Source organism: Mesorhizobium sp. M0051, from assembly GCF_040323235.1.
Taxonomy (GTDB): domain Bacteria; phylum Pseudomonadota; class Alphaproteobacteria; order Rhizobiales; family Rhizobiaceae; genus Mesorhizobium.
This window is the reverse complement of record NZ_JAMYUT010000017.1, coordinates 16,334-32,535: the sequence shown is the minus strand read 5'-3', so window position 1 is coordinate 32,535 and position 16,202 is coordinate 16,334. Positions and strand designations below refer to the sequence as shown.

19 protein-coding genes are annotated in these 16,202 nt (G+C 62.2%); 11 read left to right on the top strand and 8 right to left on the bottom strand.

The genetic code is table 11. The annotated features are described in order from the left end of the window. Positions 1–8: 8 nt before the first annotated feature. Complete coding sequence (locus tag NKJ90_RS18500; RefSeq protein ID WP_023757436.1) at positions 9–845, bottom strand: alpha/beta fold hydrolase; 837 nt, start codon at positions 843–845, stop codon at positions 9–11. 100 nt (positions 846–945) lie between these two features. On the opposite strand from NKJ90_RS18500, the gene NKJ90_RS18495 reads away from it, so the two are divergent. The 3 genes from NKJ90_RS18495 (at position 946) to NKJ90_RS18485 (ending at position 2,372) form a co-directional block, all read left to right on the top strand. Continuing rightward, entirely contained in the window at positions 946–1,467 is a 522-nt protein-coding gene (locus NKJ90_RS18495; protein WP_023757437.1) for a winged helix-turn-helix transcriptional regulator, read from the top strand. A gap of 79 nt (positions 1,468–1,546) precedes the next feature. Further along, on the top strand, positions 1,547–1,780 hold the full coding sequence (locus NKJ90_RS18490) for a hypothetical protein (RefSeq protein ID WP_023757438.1): 234 nt from the start codon (positions 1,547–1,549) through the stop codon (positions 1,778–1,780). A 160-nt stretch (positions 1,781–1,940) separates the two neighbouring features. After that, entirely contained in the window at positions 1,941–2,372 is a 432-nt protein-coding gene (locus NKJ90_RS18485) for a GlcG/HbpS family heme-binding protein (RefSeq protein ID WP_023757439.1), read from the top strand. 73 nt (positions 2,373–2,445) lie between these two features. Here NKJ90_RS18485 and NKJ90_RS18480 read toward each other — a convergent pair whose 3' ends face one another. From NKJ90_RS18480 to NKJ90_RS18470, 3 genes are all read right to left on the bottom strand, one after another. Continuing rightward, positions 2,446–2,847, bottom strand: coding sequence for a hypothetical protein (locus tag NKJ90_RS18480; RefSeq protein WP_023757440.1), 402 nt, complete (start codon positions 2,845–2,847; stop codon positions 2,446–2,448). Positions 2,848–3,092: 245 nt separating this feature from the next. Continuing rightward, the gene (rpmF, locus tag NKJ90_RS18475; RefSeq protein ID WP_008834724.1) at positions 3,093–3,275 is read right to left on the bottom strand and encodes a 50S ribosomal protein L32; all 183 of its coding nucleotides are present in this window, start codon (positions 3,273–3,275) and stop codon (positions 3,093–3,095) included. Positions 3,276–3,416: 141 nt separating this feature from the next. Next, positions 3,417–4,178 (bottom strand): biosynthetic peptidoglycan transglycosylase, encoded by a 762-nt coding sequence (locus NKJ90_RS18470; protein ID WP_031259605.1) that lies wholly within the window; start codon positions 4,176–4,178, stop codon positions 3,417–3,419. Between the two features lie 78 nt (positions 4,179–4,256). Between NKJ90_RS18470 and NKJ90_RS18465 the strand changes: the two genes are divergently transcribed. From NKJ90_RS18465 to NKJ90_RS18455, 3 genes are all read left to right on the top strand, one after another. Next, the gene (locus NKJ90_RS18465) at positions 4,257–5,174 is read left to right on the top strand and encodes a polyprenyl synthetase family protein (RefSeq protein WP_023757442.1); all 918 of its coding nucleotides are present in this window, start codon (positions 4,257–4,259) and stop codon (positions 5,172–5,174) included. A gap of 160 nt (positions 5,175–5,334) precedes the next feature. Continuing rightward, the gene (locus NKJ90_RS18460; RefSeq protein WP_023757443.1) at positions 5,335–6,141 is read left to right on the top strand and encodes a class I SAM-dependent methyltransferase; all 807 of its coding nucleotides are present in this window, start codon (positions 5,335–5,337) and stop codon (positions 6,139–6,141) included. Between the two features lie 236 nt (positions 6,142–6,377). Continuing rightward, complete coding sequence (locus NKJ90_RS18455; RefSeq protein WP_352486452.1) at positions 6,378–8,714, top strand: response regulator; 2,337 nt, start codon at positions 6,378–6,380, stop codon at positions 8,712–8,714. Positions 8,715–8,873: 159 nt separating this feature from the next. On the opposite strand, the gene NKJ90_RS18450 is transcribed toward NKJ90_RS18455, so the two are convergent. From NKJ90_RS18450 to NKJ90_RS18440, 3 genes are all read right to left on the bottom strand, one after another. Beyond that, complete coding sequence (locus NKJ90_RS18450) at positions 8,874–9,728, bottom strand: lytic transglycosylase domain-containing protein (protein WP_023757444.1); 855 nt, start codon at positions 9,726–9,728, stop codon at positions 8,874–8,876. Positions 9,729–9,885: 157 nt separating this feature from the next. Continuing rightward, positions 9,886–11,136, bottom strand: a complete 1,251-nt coding sequence (ispG, locus tag NKJ90_RS18445) for a flavodoxin-dependent (E)-4-hydroxy-3-methylbut-2-enyl-diphosphate synthase (RefSeq protein ID WP_023757445.1) — start codon at positions 11,134–11,136, stop codon at positions 9,886–9,888. A gap of 334 nt (positions 11,137–11,470) precedes the next feature. Next, positions 11,471–11,650, bottom strand: a complete 180-nt coding sequence (locus tag NKJ90_RS18440) for a YdcH family protein (RefSeq protein ID WP_013529217.1) — start codon at positions 11,648–11,650, stop codon at positions 11,471–11,473. A 240-nt stretch (positions 11,651–11,890) separates the two neighbouring features. On the opposite strand from NKJ90_RS18440, the gene NKJ90_RS18435 reads away from it, so the two are divergent. Continuing rightward, positions 11,891–12,094, top strand: a complete 204-nt coding sequence (locus NKJ90_RS18435) for a YdcH family protein (protein ID WP_023757446.1) — start codon at positions 11,891–11,893, stop codon at positions 12,092–12,094. Positions 12,095–12,117: 23 nt separating this feature from the next. On the opposite strand, the gene NKJ90_RS18430 is transcribed toward NKJ90_RS18435, so the two are convergent. After that, positions 12,118–12,906, bottom strand: a complete 789-nt coding sequence (locus tag NKJ90_RS18430; RefSeq protein ID WP_023757447.1) for an IclR family transcriptional regulator — start codon at positions 12,904–12,906, stop codon at positions 12,118–12,120. A gap of 122 nt (positions 12,907–13,028) precedes the next feature. Here NKJ90_RS18430 and NKJ90_RS18425 point away from each other — a divergent pair, with 122 nt between their 5' ends. From NKJ90_RS18425 to NKJ90_RS18410, 4 genes are all read left to right on the top strand, one after another. Beyond that, positions 13,029–13,901, top strand: a complete 873-nt coding sequence (locus tag NKJ90_RS18425; RefSeq protein WP_032906966.1) for a transporter substrate-binding protein — start codon at positions 13,029–13,031, stop codon at positions 13,899–13,901. 172 nt (positions 13,902–14,073) lie between these two features. Continuing rightward, positions 14,074–14,739, top strand: coding sequence for an amino acid ABC transporter permease (locus tag NKJ90_RS18420; protein ID WP_023757449.1), 666 nt, complete (start codon positions 14,074–14,076; stop codon positions 14,737–14,739). Position 14,740: 1 nt separating this feature from the next. After that, the gene (locus NKJ90_RS18415; RefSeq protein ID WP_023757450.1) at positions 14,741–15,391 is read left to right on the top strand and encodes an amino acid ABC transporter permease; all 651 of its coding nucleotides are present in this window, start codon (positions 14,741–14,743) and stop codon (positions 15,389–15,391) included. A 2-nt stretch (positions 15,392–15,393) separates the two neighbouring features. Next, entirely contained in the window at positions 15,394–16,188 is a 795-nt protein-coding gene (locus tag NKJ90_RS18410; protein WP_023757451.1) for an amino acid ABC transporter ATP-binding protein, read from the top strand. The last annotated feature ends 14 nt before the right edge of the window (positions 16,189–16,202 follow it).

Genomic DNA, 16,202 nt, shown 5'->3' with positions numbered 1-16,202 from the left:
CTCGCCGATTAATTGGCCTGGATGTGAGCGACGATGGCTGCGGATATCTCCGTCCAGTCGTCCGGATGCAGCTCATGGCCGCCGCCTTCGATTCGAATGATTTTCGCGCCGGGCACAGCCTTGGCCAGCGCCTCGCCATGCTGCACCGGGAAGATCGGATCCGCCGTGCCATGAATCACCAGCAACGGCGCCATCATCTCGTGCAGCCGACCCTTCCATCCATCGCCACCCCCGAGCATGAAATGGTTGGTCGCGCTCAGATAGCCGCCGGAACGGTCGTAATCCTGCTCGACGAACGCTCTCGTCCGAACCTCGTCGAATGGGTGAGCGGTGCTGGCGATCGCCCTCGCATCCCTGACGATGAAATCGATGACCTGGCCACGATCCGACCAATCGACCTTGGCTCCCTCGGCTGAATGCTCGGCATAGGCATCACTGGTTTGCGGCAGATGCGACGTGTCGAGCCCGAGCGGCGAGCTGCTGATCACGGTCAGCGATGCGACGCGGGACGGTTGCTTGAGCGCCACAAGCTGAGCGATCATGCCGCCCATCGACATGCCGGCGACATGAGCCTTGTCGATGCCGCGCTCGTCGAGAACCTGCATCGCATCGTCCGCCATGTCGTCGAACGTGTAGGGCGGCTCGCCCGGTCTATATTTGGTCGAACGGCCGGTATCGCGATTGTCATAGCGGATCACGAACAGGCCGGAGTAGGCCAGCTTCCGGCACAGCTGCTCCGGCCACCACAGCATGGAGGCCATCGCGCCCATGATCAGCAACAGCGGCGGGTTCGCCGGATCGCCAAAGGCTTCGGATATGATCTCGGGTCGTTCGATGGTCGTCACGGCGCGATCTCCTACTCCATAATACTGATTGCGTTTTGCAATCGGTTGAACGATAATTAAACTGATACGATATTGCAACCGGTTATGGAGAAAATATCCTATGAGCATTGATCGCCGATCCGGATGCCCGATCAACCTGTCGCTGGAAGTGTTCGGCGACCGCTGGAGCCTGATCATCCTTCGCGACATGATCTTTGGCGGCAGACGCCATTTTCGCGAGTTGCTCAACGGGTCGATGGAAGGCATCGCTTCCAACATACTCGCCGACCGGCTGAAGCGGCTGATGGAATTGGGCATGCTGACCAAGGCCGACGACCCCTCGCACAAGCAGAAGGCGATCTACAGCCTGACCGAGATGGCAATCACGCTGGTGCCGATCCTTGCCCATCTCGGTGCCTGGGGCCGCGTCTGGCTGCCGGTCAGTGAAGAACTCTCGATCCGTGCCGAACTGCTGGAAAAGGGCGGACAGCCGATGTGGGATAAGTTCATGGACGAGTTGCGCCACGAACATCTCGGCATGCCGCTCGATACAGCTTCCGGTCCTTCTGTCCGCGCGACCTTGCAGGCCGCCTATGAGGCGGTGGTTGCCAGCAAGGCGCTCGCCGCCAGCCCGGCCGCTTGACCAACTTATTTTTCCCGTTTTCGGGCCGGCTCTGCTACAATAGGCGGAAAATTAACAGTCACGGGATTGGATAAAGCTCTTGGTTGAGAATCCTCGGGATGCTGCCCGCGCGCGCGCCGACCTGCGTTTCAAGAAGCAGGAAGAGGCGGTAACCGTGCGCCAGAAGGCGATGGCCGAATACGTCGCCGAGAGCGACGCCCGCCAGGCCAAAACCAACAAGCTGCGGGCGCTCCGTCTTGCCAAGGAAGCGGAAGATCTTGCCAATGCACCGGCGGCGCCCGTCAAGAAACCGGCCCGCGCCAAGAAAAAATAGCAGCCGCGCCCGGAACCCCAAACGCTACGCCTGTCCGGATGGTGTCGGTGAAAGCCGCTTCCCTCCCGCCTTTTTTGCGCGAAGCAATTTCAACCGAAACGGGGATGTTATCTCGCCCGCTGACGTTCAATGATCGACGCGTTCCAAACTGGAGACTGCCATGACCGCACTGCCGCTCGAAAAAGCCAGGCAAATCATCGACGCCGCCTTTGCCAAAGGCGCCGATCTCAAGCTCAAGCCGCTCGGCGTCTCGGTGCTTGATGCCGGTGGACATCTGGTCGCCTTCCAACGCCAGGACGGCGCCTCGTTTCTGCGCCCGCAAATGTCGGCCGGCAAGGCCTATGGCGCGCTCGCCATCGGCATGGGCTCGCGCAAAGTCGAGGCCTTCGCCAAGGAGCGCCCGCATCTCGTCGCCGGCATCTCGGACGTCTCGGGCGGGCGCGTGCTACCGGTGGTGGGCGGCGTGCTGATCCGCGACAAGGCCGCTGCCATCATCGGCGCCGTCGGCATTTCCGGCGACACGTCGGACAATGACGAGGCCGCGGCGATCGCCGGCACCGAGGCAGCCGGTTTCACCGCCGATCCGGGCTGAGCAGCCTTCGACATTGAGGCGAGGCTGCGTTGAGATTCAGATCAGGCCGGCATTACCCGAATGTCAATGCGGCCTAATTCAAATTGATGTCCCGGCTCGCCGACCGCATCGACACCGCGAATCCGGCCAGCACATCGAACAGCGCGATGACCATCAGCGTGAAGAAGACGGAATGGGCGGCGCCCTTCACCAGCAGGAATTCGACCAGGAAGGCCACGAAGACCAGCGTCGACAGAAGGTGGTCCATGATCGAGGCATTGGTCGTGCGCGCCGACTTCGCCATTTCTAGGAAAAGGAAGATCAGCCCGAGCAGCACCATCAAGTCGCCCAGCGTCATCGAGAACACTCCGCCCGACATCATGCTGAAGGAGAAGACCTCGCTCGCCCACGGATCGTCGCCGCTGCCGAATATTCCCAGAAGTCCGAGGTTGTAGAGCACGAAAGGCACGATCAGCAGCGGAATGGCACCGAACATCTGGCGTCTCCATGTGGGGGCAATCCTTGTAGAATGCGCCACAGGCACGCCGTCAAGATGTTTCGGTGGCAGCGCCGAACACGGTCGAAGACCGCACGCAACAAGCATGTCAGCCGGTTCCCCGTCTGGAGTATCTCGGCGATTGCCGTCCACGCTTCGCAATGCGCGCTCCCCGGCCGCCAAACGCAAAAAGGACCGGCCAGTGGCCGGTCCTTTTTTAATTCAAAACTTCGAAAAAGCTGTTCTCAGCTTTCCTTGGGCGTCAACACCTGGCGACCGCGATACATGCCGGTCTTCAGGTCGATGTGGTGCGGACGGCGCATTTCGCCGGAATTCTTGTCCTCGACATAGGTCGGGGCCTTGAGTGCGTCAGCCGAGCGGCGCATGCCGCGCTTGGACGGAGAGGTTTTTCGTTTCGGAACGGCCATGGATATGCTCCACTACATGGTCAAAAAGCCCCGCCTGCCCTCGTGAAAGGGCCATGTCGGGGCCGGAATCTGAGAAAGTCGGGTGCCTATACACGCCCTGTGCCGTTTTGGCCAGCACTGGAGCGAATTTTTTTGAGTTGGCTAGCGGAGGCAACCAACATAGGCGCCGGAGCGGCCGGCGCGCCGCTCGATCAAATTGGCAAGCCTCCTCAGGCCCGGTCCGGGTTTGGCCGGGTTGCGGGCAATCGGATTGGGCAAGGAGACGGCGAGCAGTGCGGCCTGCCGCCGCGACAGCTGTTTTGCCGAAACGCCAAAATGATGCTGTGCCGCGGCCTCGATACCGTAGATGCCCGGCCCCCATTCGGCGATGTTGAGATAGATTTCCATGATGCGCCGTTTCGACATCACTGCGTCGAAATAGACGGCCAGCGGCAGCTCGAACACTTTGCGCACCGAACCCAGCGGCCGCGACCAGAGGAAGAGGTTCTTCACCGTCTGCATGGTGATGGTCGAAGCGCCGCGCGTTGCTTCGCCAGCCAGCGCGTCGTCGACGACGCCCCGCAATTCGCCGAGATCGACACCGCGATGGAAGCAGAACTGCCCATCCTCCGACATGATGACGGAATTGGCCAGCACCGGCGCCACGTCGTCGATCGACGCCCAGCGGCGCTCATAGCCCGAGAATGTCGCCAGGTCCTTAAACATCAGCATCGAGACCGGATGCACGAACGATGGCAGGTACAGGACCGTCAGCAGCGTTGGAATAACCGCCAGCACCGCGGCCACGGTGATACCGCGCCGGACCCAGCGTTTGAGACTGCGGCGGTTCACGCCTCGCGATCTCGTCGCCATGTCCAGCTTTTCGGTTTCATGATCGACGATCGGTTCCGCCAAGCCGCCCAACCCGTGCTCTCCCTGCCCCCGGCATAATGGCGCTTGGCTTCTTGCGCAACGTCTGAGTGTCGGCTACCGGTCCCGATCATGACGAGTGACGACGAAATGGCGTTCGAAATGGCGCTCATCAGACGGGCAGCCGCCGTCGAGGTGCTGCTGAGGCGGTTGCTCGACGACCGCGCGCTTTCGGGCGAGATCGCCCGGCCTGAGCGCTTGATGGCGGCGATGTGCCACGGCGTGCTGAATGGTGGCAAGCGCTTGCGGCCTTTCCTGGTGATGGAAAGTGCGGCACTTTTTTCCGCTGACGGCGAGGCGGCACTGCGCGTCGCGGCAGCGCTTGAATGCGTGCATTGCTATTCGCTGATCCACGACGATCTGCCGGCCATGGACGACGATGATCTGCGGCGTGGCCAGCCGACGGTGCATAAGGCCTTCGACGAGGCCACCGCCATCCTGGCTGGCGACGCCTTGCTGACGCTTGCCTTCGACATCATCGCCGGCGAGGCGACCGCTCTGCCGGCGGAGCGGCGGATAGCACTGGTGTTCGCACTGGCCCGTGGGGCCGGGGTTGGCGGCATGGTCGGTGGCCAGAAGCTCGACCTCGAAGCTGAACAGACGCCGCCGGACGAGGCCGGCATCATCCGGCTGCAGGCGATGAAGACCGGCGCGCTGATCCGCTTTGCCTGCGAGGCCGGTGCACTCATTGCCGGCGCTCCCGCAGAGGACCGTGAGCGACTTGCCGAATTCGGCTCCGCGATCGGACTTGCCTTCCAGCTCGCCGACGACCTGCTCGACCTGACCGCCGATGCCAGCCAGATGGGCAAGGCGACCGGCAAGGACGCCGCTGCCGGCAAGGCGACGCTGGTGGCGCTGCACGGTGCGAATTGGGCACGCAGCCAGCTTCACGGCCTCGTCGAACAGGCCCATGCACTGCTTGAGCCCTATGGCGACGGCGCCAAGCTCCTGAGGGAAGCAGCGACGTTCGTGGCGGCTCGGAACAGCTGAGGTTTGGTCAAACCAGGACATCGGGCCGATTTAGGCCGCTCGTCCTCCGCCACCCCATTCAGAAATAGAGCTTGAGCGGACGCCTGCCAAAGCAGAGGATCGGTACGGCTTTGCCATCCACACGGCAACGACGCGGTGCGGACACAGTTGGAGAGATGCCATGTCGACAACCGACACGCTGTTCGCAGGTTCCATTCCCGAAGTCTACGACCGGGCAATGGTGCCGCTGATCTTCGAGCCCTATGCGCGGGATCTGGCGGAGCGGGTGGCGAAGCTCGGACCTCAATCGGTGCTCGAAGTGGCGGCGGGCACCGGTGTGGTGACACGCGCGCTCGCAGCAAAGCTGCCGGCGCCGACACGCATCGTGGCCACCGACCTTAACCAGCCCATGCTCGACCACGCGCGCACACGCATGGCGGACGATCCTCGTATCACCTGGCAACAGGCCGACGCCCAGGAGCTGCCCTTCGAGAACGCATGGTTTGACGCCGTGGTCTGCCAATTTGGCGCGATGTTCTTCCCCGATCGGGTGGCCGCCTATGGACAAGCCCGGCGGGTGATGCGGCCGGGCGGACATTTCGTATTCAACGTCTGGAGCGCCATCGAAGAGAACGAGTTCGCCGAAGAAGTGACGCGAGCGCTCGGCACTCTCTTCCCCGCCGATCCGCCTCGCTTCTTGGCCAGGACGCCGCACGGCTATCACAATGCGGACGCCATCCGTGCCGACGTGCATGCGGCAGGCTTCCACGATGTCAGCATCGAGGCTCTGGGTGCCGTGAGTGCCGCTCCGTCGCCGCATGACGCGGCCGCGGCCTATTGCCAGGGAACACTTCTGCGTGCCGAGATCGAGGCGCGCGGCGGCTCGCTGGAGGAGGCGACGCGACACGTTGCAAATGCCATGGAGAAACGGTTCGGGGAAGGTCCGGTGAGTGGCCGCATCCACGCCCTCGTCGTGACGGCAGCCTGATGCATGTCGCTCAAAAGTCTGCTCGGTTTTGCGAGAACGACATGCATCAAAACGAAGACCTGAAGCGGATCGTCTGAATCCGTCCAGACGCGACAGGCTTTCGTTGCGCAAGGATTGTCAGGTCAAAGCTGTCATCCATCCGGCTGTTCGCGTGGCTCGGCTATCCACACGAAATTTTAATGTAAATGAAGCGTAATCCCGACCATTAAAATGGTGCGTATGTGTTGGGGTTGCGCATGCCGGAATATTCGTCCTTCATCCGATCAGTCCGGATTCGCTATATTTCAGGGTTGCTGATCTTCGCGCTGGCTTCCGTGGCAATCGTGGTTGCGCTTGATCGTGTCAATTCCTTTCGCCGTGACATCGATGCGCTGAGCAGCAACCTCGTCGTCTTCACCCGCGACCTGCGCAACGCGACCAGCTTTGCCGAGACGACCGGCACCGCCTGGCGGGCGGAGACACGCGATGCGCTGACCTCATCGGCGCGCGGCCATTCGGAACGCCTGACCGGCGAGATCGAGTCGCTGACCGCGCAGCTTGCGGCGATCAAGCCGCGGCTGTCGACCAAGACTGCCAACGAGCTCCAATCGGCTTCCGTCAACGGCGATCTGTTCTGGTCGCCGCGCGACATGGTGCGCAACTTCAACCTGATGTCGGTGGCGCAGAAAGTCGATGAGTGGAGCTATCGCGAAATCCGCAACCAGAACGACCTGTTCGCCCAGCCCATGCTGGTCCGCGTCCGCACCGCAATGGATGATGAACGCCATCTGGCGGACGCCTCCAGCGACAGGCTGCTGCTGTGGGCAAGCGCCATCCTGTTCGCGGCCCTTACCATCGTCGCCTTCTGGATTTTCCGCCCGATGGAAGTGGCAATCCGCCGCGCCTTTGCCGAATCCGCAGAATCCCTGTTCAAGGCCGAGGCCGCCGACCGCGCCAAGTCGGAATTCCTGGCCAATATGAGCCATGAAATCCGTACGCCGATGAACGGTGTGCTCGGTATGGCAGAACTGCTGGCCAAGACCGATCTGACGGCGCGCCAAAAGACCTTCACCGACGTCATCGTCAAATCCGGCAATGCACTGCTCACCATCATCAACGATATCCTTGATTTCTCGAAGATCAATGCCGGGCAACTCACCCTCGACCCCGCTCCCTTCCGTCTCTCCGAGGCGGTCGAGGATGTGGCGACGCTGGTATCGGCGCGCGTCGCCGAAAAGAACCTCGAATTGATCGTGCGTGTCGACCCGCGGCTGCCGGCCCATGTCGTCGGCGACGCCGGCCGGTTCCGGCAGATCGTCACAAACCTGCTCGGCAACGCGGTGAAGTTCACCGAAAAGGGTCACGTGCTGATCGATGTCGGCGGCGAGATCGTCAACGACGTGGTCCAGCTTAAGGTTCGCGTCGAGGACACCGGCATCGGCATACCAGCCGAGAAACTGCAGAACGTGTTCGAAAAATTCGCCCAGGTCGACGGTTCGTCGACCCGCCGCCACGAGGGGACCGGCCTCGGCCTTGCCATCGCCGCCCGCCTCGTCGACCTGATGGCAGGCAAGATCGGCGTCGAGAGCGAGATCGGCCGCGGCTCGGTGTTCTGGTTCGCGGTGCCGCTGCCGGCGCATCAGGCCGGGGCTCGCGACGAGATCGTGCCGGTCGACGTCACCGGCGCGCGCGTGCTGGTCATTGACGACAATCCGGTCAACCGCGAAATCCTGCTCGAGCAGCTCAGAAGCTGGAGCTTCGATTGTGCCGCCGCCGAAAGCGGCGCTGTAGGCCTGGCCTTCCTCGATCGCGCCTTTCAGCTGGGCGCCGCCGTCGACTGCATCATCCTCGACTACCAGATGCCAGGCATGAACGGCGCCGACGTCGCCAGAGCCATCGCCTTGGACAGCAGGCTGTCCTCCATCCCGGTGGTGTTGCTGACCTCGGTCGACCAAGTCGATTTCGGCAAGATGATCATCGACTTCGGCATCGCCGCGCACCTGACCAAGCCGGCCCGCTCCGCGGTCCTGCTCGGCACCGTTATCTCGGTCGTCCAGAGGGCCCGCTCGCAGGTCGGCAAGGCGCAGTTCGTCCGCGAACCGATCGTGCCGGCTCCCCCGGCGGCACCACCTGCCTTCACTGTCATCCGCGGCCCGGCGATGCCGGTCGCGGTGGTGCCGGAATCGGCAACGCCGAACGGACCGATCGACATCCTCATTGCCGAGGACAACGACGTGAACCAGTTGGTGTTCGGCCAAATCCTCAACGGCCTTGGGCTCAGCTACCGCATCGCCGGCAACGGCCGCACGGCGGTCGAGATGTACAGGGCGCTGCGCCCCAAGCTGATCCTGATGGACGTCTCGATGCCGGAAATGAACGGCTACGAAGCAACCCGCGCCATCCGGACGATAGAGGTGTCAACGGGCACCCACATACCGATCATCGGCGTCACCGCGCATGCGCTGAAGGGCGATCGCGACAAGTGCATCGAAGCCGGAATGGACGACTATCTGCCGAAGCCGGTTTCACCCGACCGCCTCGGCACCAAGATCGGCACTTGGCTCAGCGAGACGGTGGCAGCAAAGATTGCTTGAGGCAGACCTTAGCGCTGGCTTGCAGGATCAACGCAGCCGGCCGACTGGGATGATTTCCGGCGAGGTCGCAACATAAGGATCTCCCTGCCAACTGCCGAGCCGTTGCTCGGTCGAATGGGCGCGCGACGAGAGCTCGAAATAAATTCGTCGCATTTGTCGCTACCGGTTGCGAACCACCACGCACGCCCCGCCGATGCTTTGCAATTTCTGGCAGATGACATTGGCGGCCGCACGGTCATCGACACCGATCCTGACCGCGTAGATGCCGCGCCGGCCGATCGGGGTGCGCACCCGGCTGACCACCGGATCATGCCCGCTGAGCAGGGCCGGGAACCGGCTTCTTACCCGCAGCCACTGGTTGATCGCTGCACTGCGGCGGAAGTTGCCGGCCACCTGGATGCCCCACGGTTTTATGTTGATCGACGCCATCGCCACCGTCTGCGACATGATCACCGGTAGCCTGCGGCAGGCGTAGGCAAAGTCCGCCTTTGCGTCGAGCGGCTCGATCGTTCCGGCATAGGCCCGGTCGGTGAACTTGTCGGCCGGCTCGCCCATGATGTCGAAGACATAGCTCTCGGTCTCCATTGGCAGGAAGCCGCCGGAACTGAGCCAGCGCGACACCCGACTTTCGCCGGCATTGTAGGCGGCCGCCGCCAGCCCGAGATTGCCGTAGCCGGTTTTCATTTCGGCGAGATATTTCGCCGATGCCGGGATCGCCTGGTTGATGTCGAAGGAATTGGCCAGCCCGCGCATCTTGGCGGTGCCCGGCATGAACTGGGCGATGCCTTCGGCGCCGACCGGGCTGACGGCGTTGGGATCGAAACGGCTTTCCTTCCAGATCAGCCGGGCGAAGAAATCCCTGGGCAGACCATTCTGGTCGGCATGCGCCTGGATCAGGTTACAGACCTTGCCTATCAGCCGTTGCTTGGCGGATTGCGGCGGATCCGCCTGAACCAGCGTCGCCCAACCCAAGGCGCAAAGCAGAACCAGCGTAGCCCCGAGAAAACGCTGCATCGAGCGCTGAGCCCGTGCCGAAAGTCGCTCCGGCGAGCCAGGTGATGGTGGCTTCGTGGTCGCCCCGGCGACGCGCGCAGCGGACATTTGGTCCGTGAGCACCGGAAGCGCAGAAGACGCCTTCAGGTGGCCGCCGGAGTAGAGTTTCGGCATGGGCTCACTCGGCTGCGGCCTTGCCGCGGCCAAACCGTTGCTCGATATAGTCGGCGACCATTTTCTCGAAATCCGCCGCGATCGAAGGCCCGCGCAACGTCGCCGCCTTCTTGCCGTCGACGAAGACAGGCGCTGTCGGCGTCTCGCCGGTGCCGGGCAGCGAAATGCCAATGTCGGCATGCTTGGATTCGCCCGGGCCGTTGACGATACAACCCATCACGGCGACCTTGAGGTTCTCGACGCCGGGATATTTTTCGCGCCACACCGGCATGTTTTTCCGCAGATCCGCCTGTATGTTCTGGGCGAGTTCCTGGAACACGGTGGAGGTCGTGCGGCCGCAGCCGGGGCAAGCGGCGACGATCGGCACGAACTGCCTGAACCCCATGGTCTGCAGCAATTCCTGCGACACTTGCACCTCGCGTGTGCGGTCGCCGTTCGGCTCCGGCGTCAGCGAGATGCGGATGGTATCCCCGATGCCTTGCTGGAGCAGGATGCCCATGGCAGCCGACGAAGCCACGATGCCTTTCGAGCCCATGCCTGCCTCGGTGAGGCCGAGGTGCAGCGCATGGTTGGAGCGGGTGGCTAGCTCGGTATAGACGGCGATCAGGTCCTGCACGCCGCTGACCTTGGCCGACAGGATGATTTTCTCGCGGCCAAGCCCGATCTCTTCCGCCAACTCGGCCGACAGGATCGCCGATTGCACGATCGCCTCGCGCGTCACTTCCTGCGCCGTCAGCGGAAACCCCTTGGCCTGGTTGTCATCCATCAGCCGGGTCAGCAGTTCCTGATCGAGCGACCCCCAGTTGACGCCGATGCGCACCGGCTTGTCGTGTCTGATCGCCATCTCGACGATCGCCCCGAATTGCCGGTCCTTCTTGTCCTTGAATCCGACATTGCCCGGGTTGATGCGATATTTGGCCAGCGCTTCGGCGCAGGCCGGATGGTCTGCCAAAAGCTTGTGGCCGATATAGTGGAAATCGCCGACCATCGGCACGTCGATGCCAAGCCGCTGAAGCCGCTCATGAATGCGCGGCACCGCGGCGGCGCTCTCGTCGCGATCGACGGTGATGCGCACGATCTCGGAGCCCGCCCGGTGAAGTGCTGCAACTTGCGCAACTGTCCGGTCGATATCGGCCGTATCGGTATTGGTCATCGACTGCACGACAATGGGCGCTCCGCCGCCGACGACCACGCCGCCGACATCGACGCCGACCGAGGTGCGGCGAGGGAAAGGAGAGGAAAAATATCCGGTCATGCCGGCCAGCCTTTTGTCTCTGGAGCGCCGAACGTCCCCTTGGACGACAGAGGGCGCCCCGGGCGATGCGCTAAAGTCCGGGCATGAGGTGGATGAGCAAAGATGGCTTGTCAATGGCGACAGGTCGCCACTGGCCGGAATCGACCCGCCGCCAAGGACCAGAAACAATCGATGATCTGGCGAAATCCGGCGACGGCCGAAGCGGAAATTAAGCCGGGTGGGAATCCGGCTCAGGCTGATGGCCCAGTGCCGGAAATCAAAACCTCCCAGGCCGGCGGATGGCACCCGCCGGGAAAAGAAGCCGCGGACGGTGAGCGGCTATGTCAGGAGGGCATCAATGCGTGGTCGGTTTCCCTCTGAGTTTTTCAATCTCGTCCTTGAGTGCCAACTTGCGTCGCTTGAGATTCACGATTTCGAGGTCATCGACCGATGGATGGTTCATCGCGTCATCGATTTCACGTTCGATGTCGCCGTGTTTCCGCTGCAACTCATCAAGATGGGATGCAAGAGACATGATTGGTTCTCCCTTTCATGGTTTCCTCGATTGCAGCCGTCATGGCGCGTCCACCGCAGGTTCGCTTCTGTGACGGCATGATGACAGTGTGTCACCTTCCGGCAGCGATGTCGAATGATCCGTGGTAGCATTCCACGACAATGTGAAATGTGATATGGGCTGCGCGCCGGTTGCAAAATCCCACCGGCCCCGCCCAATCAGGCCCATTTTTGGGCGCCGCAGACGTGCAGACGGTAGATAATGTCCGATCAGGAACAGGCTGATATCCGGCTCGAATATTCCCGGCTGAAGCAGGAGCACGCCGATTTCGATGCGGCCATCAACGCGATGATCGCCATGGCCTGCGATCCACTGCAGATCCAGCGCATGAAGAAGAAGAAGCTGTTCCTCAAGGACCGGCTGATGGCGCTGGAAGACAAGATCATTCCCGACATCATTGCCTGAAGGGCGCGTACGCTTTCGACCGCCTATCCGGCGGTCGAAAGTCTCGCGGCACGATCACGCAGCAGGCCGATGAGTTTGCCGGTCCGTTCCTCCGACGTGTCGATGGGAACCACCAGGCACATCGTCGCCTCGACCTTGCCCGGCGCCGAAAAGACCGGCGCGGCAAGGCATTTCGTATAGGCATCGACCAGGCCCGAGGTGACGCAATAGCCGGCGACTTGTGCCTTTGCGATGTCGGTGACAAAATCGTCAAGCCGCAGTTTGCGACCGTCGGGCAGCACGAGATCGTCGTCCGACACCATGGCTTCGATTTCAGCCCTGTCCAACCCCGCCAGAAGCAGTCGCCCCGAGGCCGTCCAGGGCAGCGGTATCTGCAGGCCGGTGGCAGAGCTGATGCGAAAAGGCCTGGTGCCTGGGCTCGCGTGGACGATCGTGTAGCGACCGCTCTGCAGCATGCACAGTTCGGACGTCTCGCCGGTCTCGCGCGATAGATTGTCGACCTCCTGACGCCCTCGTCTGAGGAGGTCGTTGCCCCGCACATAGTCCATTCCATAGAGATAGAGCTTCTTGCCGAAATAGACGCGATTGCCGTCGCTTTCCAATTCCAGCAGGCCCGCATCGACCAGCGACCGCACCAGCGTATAGGTCGTCGAACGGGGTGCATTCACCCCTTTGGCAAGGTCGCCAATGCCGATCGCCCGCTGGGTCGTGTGAAGAAACTCCAGAATCTCGAGCACCCGGTTAAGTCCCTTTTCACGGGAGCCCGAAATTTTCTCGTCGGCTGAAATCGCGGTGGCATTGCCGTCTTGCATTGTCGCTTCCCGGTGTTAATATCTGTCTTGTACAGGATACACTCGTCTCTTGTAAGAGACAAAATCACCGGACGCGTGTCTTGCCTGTGCACAAGGGGAACACAACACGAAAGGAGGTCGCCGTGAACGACACATCCGGAAGACGTGATTTTCTGAAACTTGGAATGGCTGGGCTGGCCACGGCTGGCGTGCTGGCAACCGTCGATGCCCAGAAAGCCGCGGCCCAGGCAGCGTCCGACAGCCTGCTGCGCACCGTGCTCGATCGTGGCAAGCTGATCGTCGGTACCGGCAGCACCAACGCACCCTGGCACTTCGAGAACGATGCCGGCGAATTGGTCGGCATGGACATCACCATGGGGCGCATTCTCGCCAAGGGCCTTTTCGACGATCCGACCAAGGTCGAGTTCGTCATGCAGGATCCGGCACAGCGCATCCCCAACGTGACCACCAACAAGGTCGACATCACCATCCAGTTCATGACCATGAGCGCCCAACGCTCGCAGCTGGTCAATTTTTCCCGGCCCTATTATGTCGAGGGCGTTGCCCTGCTGAGCCTGCCGACCGCCGAGAACAGGACTTTCGACAAGCTGCTTGCCGGCGGCGCCGCAACGCGCATCTCCATCCTGCAGAATGTCGATGCCGAGGCGCAGGTGCATTCGGTGCTGCCCGAGTGTCAGGTCATGCAGATCGATACCCAGGCCAACGTGCTGCAGGCGCTGGAATCGAAACGCGTCGACGCCGCTGCCGTCGATCTGTCCACGGTGCGCTGGCTCGCCTCGCGCAATCCGGACAAATATTTCGATGCGGGCAAGAGCTGGCTGAGCATGCTTTATGGCGCGGCTCTGCGGCAAGGCGACCTTGACTGGCTGACTTTCGTCAACTCAACTTTCACCATCGCCATGTTCGGCCACGAAAATGCCCTCTACGACGCCGCGTTCAAGGACTATTTCGGACAGGAGCCTCCGGCGCGCCATCCGGGCTTCCCAGCCATTTGACCTGCATCAGGCGGGAGGGCGTATCCAGCGCCCTTCCGCCTCCCTAGAGCAATTCCAGGAAAAGTGTGAAACGGTTTTCCGTCCGGAATTGCGTCAAAACAGAGTTAGAGCGGTTTGCCGTTTCCGTGAAACGGTGAACTGCTCTAAGGCCTGCGGCAACCGAGGCGGACGCATGGGCTACGCCCTCAACTTCAATCTGATCTGGCGGCATTTCGACAAGCTGTGGAGCGGCCTGCTGCTCAGTCTCGAACTCGCCGTCATCTCGATCGCCATCGGCATCGTCATCGGCCTAGTCCTGGCGGTCTGGTACGTTTCGGCCGGGCGGGTGGTGCGCACCATCATCGCCGCCTATGTCGAATTCATCCGCAACGTGCCGCTGATCCTGCTCGTCTATCTCGTCTTCTACGGCTTGCCGACAGTGGTCGATATCGCCTACAGCGCGCCGACCTCATTTGTCGTCACGCTCTCGCTCTACAGCGGCGCATATCTGGTCGAGGTGTTCCGTTCCGGGCTCGAGGCGGTTCCGCGCGGACAGCTGGACGCCGGCAAGGCGATCGGCCTGACGCCCTGGCAAAGGCTGCTCAACGTCCGCCTTCCGACGATGCTGCGCATCACGCTGCCGGCATTGTCCAACACCTTCATATCGCTGTTTAAGGACACCTCCGTCGCCTCGGTCATTTCGGTGCCGGAACTGACCTACGGCGCCCAGTGGATCAACTTCAACACGTTCCGGATCGTCGAGGTCTATCTCGTCGTGACTGCGATGTACCTGCTTACCGGCTACATACTGCTTTTTGCGCTTCGGCTTGTCGAACGCCGGTTCAGGGCGGCGCGCTGACATGCTGACCCAGATCGCCTATGCCTTGCCTTTCCTCGCCCAGGGCTTTGCCCTGACACTATGGGTATCCTTGCTTGTCGTGGTGTTCTCCCTGATCGCTGGCGTGATCATGGGCGTCGGTCTCGTCTATGGCCCCATGCCACTGCAATGGGCGGTGCGCATCTTCAGCGATACCATTCGCGGCATACCAATCCTGGTGCTCATCTTCTTTGTCTATTATGGCCTGCCGGCCGTCGGGCTTCATCTGCCGTCCTTCTGGGCCGCCGTGCTCGCGCTGACCTTGTTCAAGACCGCGCAGGTCGTCGAATATCTCAGGGGTGCGGTCGGATCCATTCCGAAGGGACAGTCCGAGGCGGCAATGGCGATCGGACTGACCTTTCGCCAGCGCCTCACCTACGTCATCTTCCCGCAGGCGTTCAGGCGTTTCCTGCCGCCCTGGATCAATGGCGTCACCGACGCGGTCAAGGGCAGCGCGCTGGTGTCGCTGCTCGGCATCACCGATCTGATGCAGGCCATAAACCAGGTCATCGGCCGCACCTATGAGGCGATGCCGCTCTACCTCCTCGGCGCGCTCATCTATTTCGCGGTCAATTATGCCCTCTCGCAGGCCAGCCGCCGGCTCGAGCGGCGTTTCTCCTTCATTCGGGATTAGCAATGTCCACAGGCTCGAACGACACCCCGGCGCTTCTCGACATCCGCGACGTTTCCAAAGCCTTTGGAACCGTCCAGGTTCTGCGTTCGGTCAGCCTGCAGGTGACGCGCGGCGAAGTGGTGACGGTCATCGGCCCCTCGGGCAGCGGCAAGACCACACTGCTGCGCTGCGTCAACTTCCTCGAAAGCTACGACAGCGGCTCGATTCGCATCGATGGCAAAGAGGTCGGCTTTCGCGAAGCCGGAGCCCGCCAGCGCCGCAGCGAACGCGATCTGGCCGCCATGCGGGCCGAGACCGGCATGGTGTTCCAGAGCTTCAACCTCTTTCCGCATCTGACAGCCGCCGGCAACATCATGCTTGGTCTAACCAAGGTGCGCGGCAAGAGCAGTGCGGAGGCCCGCACGATCGCCGAACACTGGCTCGGCCGGGTCGGCCTCGCCCACAAGGCCGACAGTCTGCCCGCCGAACTGTCCGGCGGCCAGCAGCAGCGTGTCGGCATCGCTCGCGCCGTAGCCATGGGGCCGAAGATCCTGCTTCTCGACGAGATAACCTCCGCGCTCGACCCGGAGCTGGTCGGCGAAGTGCTCGAGGTCGTGCGCAGCCTGGCCGAGGACGGCATGACAATGGTGATGGTCACGCACGAAATGGCCTTTGCCCGCGATGCCTCGAGCCGCATCGTCTTCATGGCTGACGGCGGCGTTAGCGCGGCGGGTCCGCCCGCCGAAATCCTGGCGGCGGACACTGACAATGAGCGCCTGCGCACCTTCCTGGCACGTTTCCGCGCCTCGCATTTCTAAACGGGACAGCGAGC